Here is a 7391-nt window from a genome sequence, read left to right as displayed (position 1 = left end):
GATGACCCGTGGGGTTTCGGCAACTCGCTGGAATGGGCAACGACGTCCCCGCCGCCGCGGCACAACTTCCTGTCGCTACCGCGGATCCGTTCAGAGCGTCCGGCGTTTGAGTTGCACTACCCGCACATGCTCGAACGAATGGAACTCGAAGCACACGGCGGCTCCAAGAAACACCGCGCGCACGCGGAGGCACGTATCGCCGCACGCAAGGCGAACGGCGAAGTTTCAACCGCCGCCGCGTCGCACCCGGGCGATGACCACGATCCGCAGAACCCGAAACACGGGTAATCGATAGTTCGACTTATGGCCGTCCTTCGGGGCGGCCATAAGCGTTTCACTGCCCTGTGTAGGAGCCGACATGACCTGTTACGCCGTCCTGCTCGCCGAGTCGCTGGAGCAGCCTGCCCTCATCGCCGCCGAGCGCGCCATCGACCTCGCGGGTGGCGAGATTGCCGCGCTCCGAACCTTGAGCGATTCACCAGCCGCCCTCGAGATGCGCATCGAGGGCATGGACGCCGCCGACGCTCGACGGGAATTACGCACTGTCCTCGATGGCGTCGATGTCTGTGTCGAGGCAACGACTGATGGTCAGCGGCCAGCGCGTCGGCTGCTGTTGATGGACGTCGATTCGACCCTCGTTGCCGGTGAGGTGATCGACTCGTTGGCCGCGCACGTGGGCAAGGGGGAGCAGGTCGCCGCCGTCACCGAACGCGCCATGCGTGGCGAGTTGGACTTCCGAGAAAGTTTGCACGAGCGCGTAGCGACGCTCGCCGGTTTGCCCACCGCCGTACTCGACGAAGTCAGAGCATCACTCAGGCTGTCCGATGGCGCGCGCACCCTCATCGCCACGTTGCAGGATCGAGGCGCCCTCATCGGTGCCGTCTCCGGCGGATTCACCCAGATCCTCGACCCGCTGGCCGACGATATCGGGCTCGATTTCGCGGCTGCGAACACGCTTGAGGTGCGTGACGGACACCTGACGGGTCGCGTCACCGGACGTATCGTCGACCGTGCCGAGAAGGCGCGGAACCTGCGCGTACTCGCCGAGCGCAATGGGATCGTCGTACCCGAGACCGTCGCTATCGGCGACGGCGCGAACGATCTGGACATGATCGCTGCCGCCGGAATAGGCATCGCCTTCAACGCCAAACCGATCGTGCAACTCGAGGCGCCGGCAACCCTGAACACGCCGCGACTATCGGACGCGCTGCTGCTACTGGGCATCCAGCGCGACGAGTTCCTCAGCGAGTAGTCAGCCGCCGACGACGTCGATCCCCGCCGCTGCCATCTCGGCCAGCGCGCTGCGGGTGGAATCTGGTGCTACGCCCGCCGTGTAGTCGACCAACACTTGAGTGCGAAAACCCGCCGCGGCCGCGTCGAGTGCGGTGGCGCGCACACAGTGATCGGTGGCGATTCCCACGATGTCCACGGCGTCGCATCCGGCCGTACGCAGCCACTGCGCCAACGAGGCGCCGCTCTCGTCGGCGCCCTCGAACCCGGAGTACGCCGCCTCGTACGCGCCTTTGTCAAAGGTCGCTTCGATCGGGTCGGTCACCAGATCGGGGTGGAACGACGCGCCGTGGGTACCGACGACGCAGTGCCGCGGCCAGGTGTCGACGAAATCCGGACTGTCGCTGAAGTGGGAGCCCGGGTCGATGTGCGCATCGCGGGTTGCGACGACGTGGGCATAGCCAGCATTCGCGACGAGGCCGTTCACATCCCGCGCTACCTGGGTGCCGCCGGTTACTGCCAACGCACCGCCTTCGCAGAAGTCGTTCTGCACATCGACGATGATCAGGCCGGTCGTATTCTGCGTGTTCATATCAAGACTCCGCTCGGTGGACATCTACATCGAGCACCGGTTGGCCGCGCAACAGTTTGTGCGCCTCGCGGGGCAGGGTGCTCATCGCTTCACGGTGGTAATCGCGGCTCTCGATCAGGCTATGCCGAGGCTGGAGGGTGCCGTCGAGAATGAACGGCACCTGCAGATCTCGATCGCGCGACCCGATCGTGGGAACCCCGCTGATGACCACCTCTTCGGCGGTCATCTTCCCGTCGCCGTCGTACCGGCGGACCGCGCGCTTTGCACCACCCACCGAGCCCTTTCCACTCGACTTCTTCGCGACCGCCGTACCGTTCTGCTCGACCAACTTGTAGACCATGCCGGCGGTGGGCGCGCCCGAGCCGGTCACCAACTGTGTGCCAACCCCGTACCCATCCACGGGTGCAGCCCGTAGCCCTGCGATCGCATATTCGTCGAGGTCGCTGGTGACGATGATGCGGGTCTCGGTCGCACCGAGCGAGTCCAGCAGATCCCGTGCCTCACGGGCAAGGCCGCCAAGGTCGCCAGAATCCAGCCGGATCGCGCCGAGTTCGGTCCCGGCAGCGCGTACCGCGTTGCGGATGCCTTCCATTACGTCGTATGTGTCGACCAGCAGTGAGGTATCTGCGCCGAGGGTGCGTACCTGCGCAGTGAATGCGTCGAGTTCGTTGTCGTGCAGCAACGTCCACGAATGTGCGGCCGTTCCGGCAGTCGGTACGCCGTACCGCAGACCAGCGGCCAAGTTGGACGTCGAGGCGAATCCAACCAGGTACGCCGCACGCGCGGCAGCGGTAGCGGCGTCTTCGTGCGTACGCCGCGAGCCCATCTCGATGCATGGGCGGCCGGCCGCCACGCTCACCATCCGCGCGCCCGCACTCGCGATCGCGGAATCATGATTGAGGATCGACAGGATCAACGTTTCTAGGATCACGCCCTCGGCGAACGACGCGCGCACGGTGAGCACAGGCGACTCAGGGAAGTAGATTTCGCCCTCGCGATAGCCGATGACGTCCCCAGAGAATCGGTAATTCGCCAACCAATCCACGGTCTGTTCGTCAACGACCGCGTTCTCGCGCAGGAACCGCAGCTGCTCGTCATCGAAACGGAATCGTTCGATCGCGTCGATGAGGCGACCGGTGCCGCCCACAACGCCGTACCGGCGTCCCTCTGGCAAGCGTCGGGCAAACGCCTCGAACACACACGGCCGGTGCGCGGTGCCGTCGCGCAGCCCTGCCGCGAGCATCGTGACCTCGTACTGGTCGGTGAAGAAGGCAGTGCTTGATGGTGTGCACGTCGAGGTCATGGCCACGATCCTAAAACGTGTACGCCGCCTGCCAATACGGACCGGAGATCAGAATTCGACGGCGTCCCGCGCGATCGGACAGGTCATGCAATGCCCGCCGCCGCGGCCACGACCCAATTCGGCACCGACGATCGGAATGACCTCGATCCCGGCCTTCTGTAACTGTTCGTTCGTCGCCGTATTCCGGTCATAGGTGTAGACCACGCCCGGGCGGAGTGCGACCGCGTTATTGCCAGAGTCCCATTGCTGCCGTTCCGATTCGTAATGGTCGCCGGCAGTTTCGACGACCCGCAGGCCATCCAGGCCGAGGGCCCGGGCAACGACAGATACGAACGGTTTCGAGCCATGGTCGATGACGTCGAAGCCAGGATCCTTATCAGAGGGAACCAGGGAGAACGACCGGATGGCGTCGACGATCCGCGGGTACAGCGTGACGACATCGCGATCAACGAACGTGAATACGGTGTCCAGGTGCATCGCAGACCGCAACCGCGGCATTCCCGCGAGAACGATCTCGCTCGCGGCACCCGCAGCGAAGAGCGCGGCCGCCAGTTGGGTAATGCCCTGCCGCGACGTGCGCTCACTCATGCCGATAAGTACGACACCGTTGCCCACCGGCATGACGTCGCCGCCCTCGACCGTCGCTTGACCCCATGCGCGCTCGGGATCTCCCCACCACACGGTCGCATCCGCGAACTGTGGGTGGAACTGATAGATCGCCTTCATCAGTAGGGTCTCGTCGCGGCGGGCAGACCAATGCAGCGGATTGAGAGTCACGCCGCCGTATATCCAGCACGTGGTGTCGCGGGTGTACAGCGTGTTCGGCAGCGGCGGCATCAGGTACTCGTTCACTCCCTGCGAATCGCGGGCCAGGAGTACGGCGTCCGTCTGGAATTCAGCAGGTAGGTCGGTGGTAGCCATACCGCCGATCAGCAGTTCAGCGAGCCGGTCTTGCGGTAACGACGAGAGAAATTCGCGCGTCGCATCCACCAATCCCGGCCCGACCTCGTTTTCGACGACCTTGCGTTCGAGCAGCCACGGCTTGGCGCCGGGGATAGCCATGGTCTCGGCGAGCAGATCGTGCAATTCGAGCACCTCCACGCCGTGCGAGCGCAGGTTCGCCACGAAGTCGGCGTGGTCTCGACGACCGTTCTCGACCCACATCACGTCATCGAACAGCAGGTCGTCGCAGTTCGAAGGCGTGAGTCGTTGGTGCGCGAGTCGCGGTTCGCAGACCAGCACTTTGCGCAGTTGGCCGACCTCGGAGTGGACGCCGTGAGCCACGGATGCGGTCATGATCACTACCTTTCTGAATCCACGGATGAAGTTGCGATACCTGGCTAGATTGCGATCCAGCCGCTCGCTAACGCGATCACTGCGATTACTGCCACCACGATCGCGACGGCGAAGATAGCGGCCTCGTGCCGCGCGAACACTCGTCGCTGTTGCTCGCGCCTGGCCATCACGAACAACACGGTTGCTGGGGCGTAGATGACGAACGACAGCAGCAGGAACTCCACCCCTGCGGCGAAGATGAGGAAGACCGAATAAATGACGGCGAGGAACGCGACTATCCGGTCCCGCTTGATACCCGCGGGCTCGAGGTCATAACCGTCCCGGGTCACCACCAGTTTCACTGCGTACAGGGCCGCGAGGAGGAACGGAATGAGGGTCAGGGAACTGGTCAGATCGAGGGCGAGGTCGAGCGCATCCTCGGCCAGAAGCATCACCAGCAGTAGGACCTGCACGAAGGACGAGGACAGCAGCACCGCGTTGCTCGGCACACCGTGTCGGTTGAGTTTGCCTAGGAACCTCGGCATGTCGTTCTCTTCGGCAGCGACGCTCAGCACCTCTGCGGACATCAGTGACCAGGCCAGGTATGCCCCCAACACCGAGACGATCAGACCGATGCTGACGAACCAGCGGCCCCGGGTACCGACCGCGTGTTCGAGCACGCCCGCCATCGAGGGCTGCTGAAGCTGAGCGATCTCGGCCATCGGCATGACGCCGTACGACACGATGGTGACCGAGGCAAACACCGCGAAGACGGACAAAAATCCGAGGATCGTTGCGCGGCCGACGTCCGCGCGATTCTTCGCATGCCGGGAGTACACGCTGGCGCCTTCGACGCCGAGGAACACGAACACGGTGACAAGCATCGTGCCGCGGATCTGTTCGAAGAGGGATCCCGCGTAGTCCGCGCCGCCCCAGTTTTCCGCGAACGCGGCAGGGTCGAACACGGTCGCGCACAGGATTACGAAGAACACGATCGGGATGAGTTTTGCGATGGTGACGATGGTGTTGATGAACGCCGCGCCCTGCACGCCGCGTCGAATCAGCGCGTAGAACGCCCACAGCCCGGCAGATGAGATGAGGACCGCGAGCACGGTGTCGCCGTCATCGAGCCCACCCACGCCGAGGCCAGTCAACGTGGACATGATGAACACCCAATAGAAGGTGTTGCCTGCGCATGCGCTGGCCCAGTAGCCGACGCCGGAAAAGAATCCGAGATAGTCCCCGAAACCAGCCTTCGCGTAGGCGTACACGCCAGCGTCCAGCTTCGGTTTGCGTACGGCCAACAGCTGGAACACGAAAGCCAGCATCAGCATCCCGGCGCCAGCGATGAGCCAGGCAATGAGTGCGCCCGCGACGCCCGTCTCGCGGGCGAACCGGCCGGGCAAGGAGAAGACCCCGGCGCCGACCATGGAACCAACGACCATGCCGGTCATCGCCAGCATCGAAAGTTTGACGACCGGTTTCTTGTTTTCGTCAGCGGCTAATGCGTCGCCTGTGGTCGCGGACATCGTGCCCCTCAGTGACGCAGCAGCCGGTTCGGGTCGATTCAGCGTTCTGCGTCACAATAGCGTCAGTCACTACGCCCGTCGCAAGACTGAATCGAGACTTCTCGTTCCATGTGGGTTGCGTCAGTGCGGCGAGTTTCAACGCGCGCCCGATGGCCTGATCTGGGAGAATAGAGACATGACTGTGCCCCAGATGCGGACGGCCCGTCCACAGCAGCGCCCGCAGGAGACCGAACAGTCTCACGAGTCCGCGGACCAGTGGGTCACGATCGTCTGGAATGACCCCGTCAACCTGATGACCTACGTGACTTACGTCTTCAAGAAACTGTTCGGGTACGACGACGCACGTGCTACGAAACTGATGCTTGATGTGCACCACGAGGGCAAGGCAGTCGTGCGCACCGGAGGCAAAGAAGCGATGGAGACCGACACCGCGCGGCTACAGGCAATGGGCCTGTGGGCTACGTTCCAGCCCGCCTGATGGCTACGGACAGTCGGCACTTCATCCGCTCCGATGAAGCGATCGAGATGCGGTTGCGGGACGTCGAACGCGAACTATTGACTGGCTTCTTCCGCCAGGTCCGCGCGATTCTGCTCGAACGCGCCGCCGAGGTTGGACAGTCGGGCACCGTAAGTGCACCTCACGGGGACGACGCCGAGTCGCTGCTCGCCGCTTTGGAGCATCAGTCCAGCCCGCTGCCGCCACCGGAAGATCCGGCGATAGCGCGGCTATTGCCCTCGGGACGCCGCGATTTCTCGGCTCAGGCCGGTGACAGCGCCATCGAATTCCGGCGACTGACCGAACCAGATTTGCGCGAGGCGAAACTTGTCGACGCCGTTCGTGCCGGCGAACTCGTCGCCGACGAGACTGCCCGCATGGGGCTCGAGGACGCGAACCGGCTATTGCGGGCGATCAACGACGTCCGGCTCAGCCTGGGCGCTCGATTGGAAGTCACCGAGGACACCGAATACCCGAGGGAGATCCTCACTGAACACGACCAGACCCTGGCGATCTATTTCTGGACCGGCGGTATGCAGGAGGAACTGCTGGAGGCGATCATGGAGATCGATCCGCAGCTTTAGCGGATTTGGCCCGTCGTAGGCGCAGCCAGACCCGAATGAATCCGACGCTCATCAGCCATGACGCGACGGCGCAAAACCAGACACCAAACTGTGGCGAGGAGCCGTCGCGGTGCGCGATAATGCCCGCGGCCACGGCGATCACCGCCAAGGTGATCAGGAGCAGTAGCAGCCCGAGCTTCAGAAAAGCGACGGCGCCTTGCTGCACGGTGTCACGGAAGTAGTCAGGGTCGTAGATCTCGTTCCAGACGCGCACCGTAAGTGCCCCCAGGACAATCCCAGGCAGACCGATCACGACGGTGAGCACAACGAGGGTGAAAGCCATAGCGCGCTGAGTCTACGCGCGGCGAGGCGGCAGGTCTGCGTTTCCTCGGGCATCATGGAG

8 protein-coding genes and 1 pseudogene are annotated in these 7391 nt (G+C 63.8%); 4 read left to right on the top strand and 5 right to left on the bottom strand.

All coding sequences use genetic code 11. From position 1 onward, the window contains the following. Window positions 1-288 (top strand): annotated as a pseudogene (locus E1H16_RS15305) (hypothetical protein); the annotation flags it as partial. A 70-nt stretch (window positions 289-358) separates the two neighbouring features. Then, window positions 359-1252 carry a phosphoserine phosphatase SerB gene (serB, locus tag E1H16_RS15300; protein ID WP_134324768.1) on the top strand — a complete coding sequence of 298 codons (894 nt, stop codon included), beginning with the start codon at window positions 359-361 and terminating at the stop codon, window positions 1250-1252. Here serB and E1H16_RS15295 read toward each other — a convergent pair whose 3' ends face one another. The 4 genes from E1H16_RS15295 to E1H16_RS15280 are packed head-to-tail and all read right to left on the bottom strand — an operon-like array spanning window position 1253 to window position 5929. After that, window positions 1253-1822, bottom strand: coding sequence for an isochorismatase family protein (locus E1H16_RS15295; protein WP_134324767.1), 570 nt, complete (start codon window positions 1820-1822; stop codon window positions 1253-1255). Between the two features lies 1 nt (window position 1823). Continuing rightward, window positions 1824-3125 carry a nicotinate phosphoribosyltransferase gene (locus tag E1H16_RS15290; RefSeq protein ID WP_134324766.1) on the bottom strand — a complete coding sequence of 434 codons (1302 nt, stop codon included), beginning with the start codon at window positions 3123-3125 and terminating at the stop codon, window positions 1824-1826. Between the two features lie 48 nt (window positions 3126-3173). Next, window positions 3174-4421, bottom strand: a complete 1248-nt coding sequence (arcA, locus tag E1H16_RS15285; RefSeq protein WP_134324765.1) for an arginine deiminase — start codon at window positions 4419-4421, stop codon at window positions 3174-3176. 44 nt (window positions 4422-4465) lie between these two features. After that, window positions 4466-5929, bottom strand: coding sequence for a basic amino acid/polyamine antiporter (locus E1H16_RS15280; RefSeq protein ID WP_134324764.1), 1464 nt, complete (start codon window positions 5927-5929; stop codon window positions 4466-4468). A 175-nt stretch (window positions 5930-6104) separates the two neighbouring features. On the opposite strand from E1H16_RS15280, the gene clpS reads away from it, so the two are divergent. Then, the gene (gene clpS / locus E1H16_RS15275; RefSeq protein ID WP_134324763.1) at window positions 6105-6407 is read left to right on the top strand and encodes an ATP-dependent Clp protease adapter ClpS; all 303 of its coding nucleotides are present in this window, start codon (window positions 6105-6107) and stop codon (window positions 6405-6407) included. Beyond that, window positions 6407-7009 (top strand): DUF2017 family protein, encoded by a 603-nt coding sequence (locus tag E1H16_RS15270; protein ID WP_134324762.1) that lies wholly within the window; start codon window positions 6407-6409, stop codon window positions 7007-7009. The genes clpS and E1H16_RS15270 overlap by 1 nt, the downstream gene beginning before the upstream one ends. Here the strand turns inward: E1H16_RS15270 and E1H16_RS15265 are convergent. Further along, on the bottom strand, window positions 6984-7331 hold the full coding sequence (locus tag E1H16_RS15265; protein ID WP_134324761.1) for a hypothetical protein: 348 nt from the start codon (window positions 7329-7331) through the stop codon (window positions 6984-6986). The genes E1H16_RS15270 and E1H16_RS15265 overlap by 26 nt on opposite strands. Window positions 7332-7391 lie beyond the last annotated feature (60 nt).

Source organism: Cumulibacter soli (assembly GCF_004382795.1).
GTDB lineage: Bacteria > Actinomycetota > Actinomycetes > Mycobacteriales > Antricoccaceae > Cumulibacter > Cumulibacter soli.
Note: the sequence above shows the minus strand (reverse complement) of the source record. Positions and strands in the feature narration are given on the sequence as shown.

Coding starts and splice junctions, on each gene's coding strand:
- E1H16_RS15265 (WP_134324761.1), bottom strand. CDS start 7,331: ATGGCTTTCACCCTCGTTGTGCTCACCGTCGTGATCGGTCTGCCTGGG.
- E1H16_RS15295 (WP_134324767.1), bottom strand. CDS start 1,822: ATGAACACGCAGAATACGACCGGCCTGATCATCGTCGATGTGCAGAAC.
- arcA (WP_134324765.1), bottom strand. CDS start 4,421: ATGACCGCATCCGTGGCTCACGGCGTCCACTCCGAGGTCGGCCAACTG.
- E1H16_RS15280 (WP_134324764.1), bottom strand. CDS start 5,929: ATGTCCGCGACCACAGGCGACGCATTAGCCGCTGACGAAAACAAGAAA.
- E1H16_RS15270 (WP_134324762.1), top strand. CDS start 6,407: ATGGCTACGGACAGTCGGCACTTCATCCGCTCCGATGAAGCGATCGAG.
- E1H16_RS15290 (WP_134324766.1), bottom strand. CDS start 3,125: ATGACCTCGACGTGCACACCATCAAGCACTGCCTTCTTCACCGACCAG.
- clpS (WP_134324763.1), top strand. CDS start 6,105: ATGACTGTGCCCCAGATGCGGACGGCCCGTCCACAGCAGCGCCCGCAG.
- serB (WP_134324768.1), top strand. CDS start 359: ATGACCTGTTACGCCGTCCTGCTCGCCGAGTCGCTGGAGCAGCCTGCC.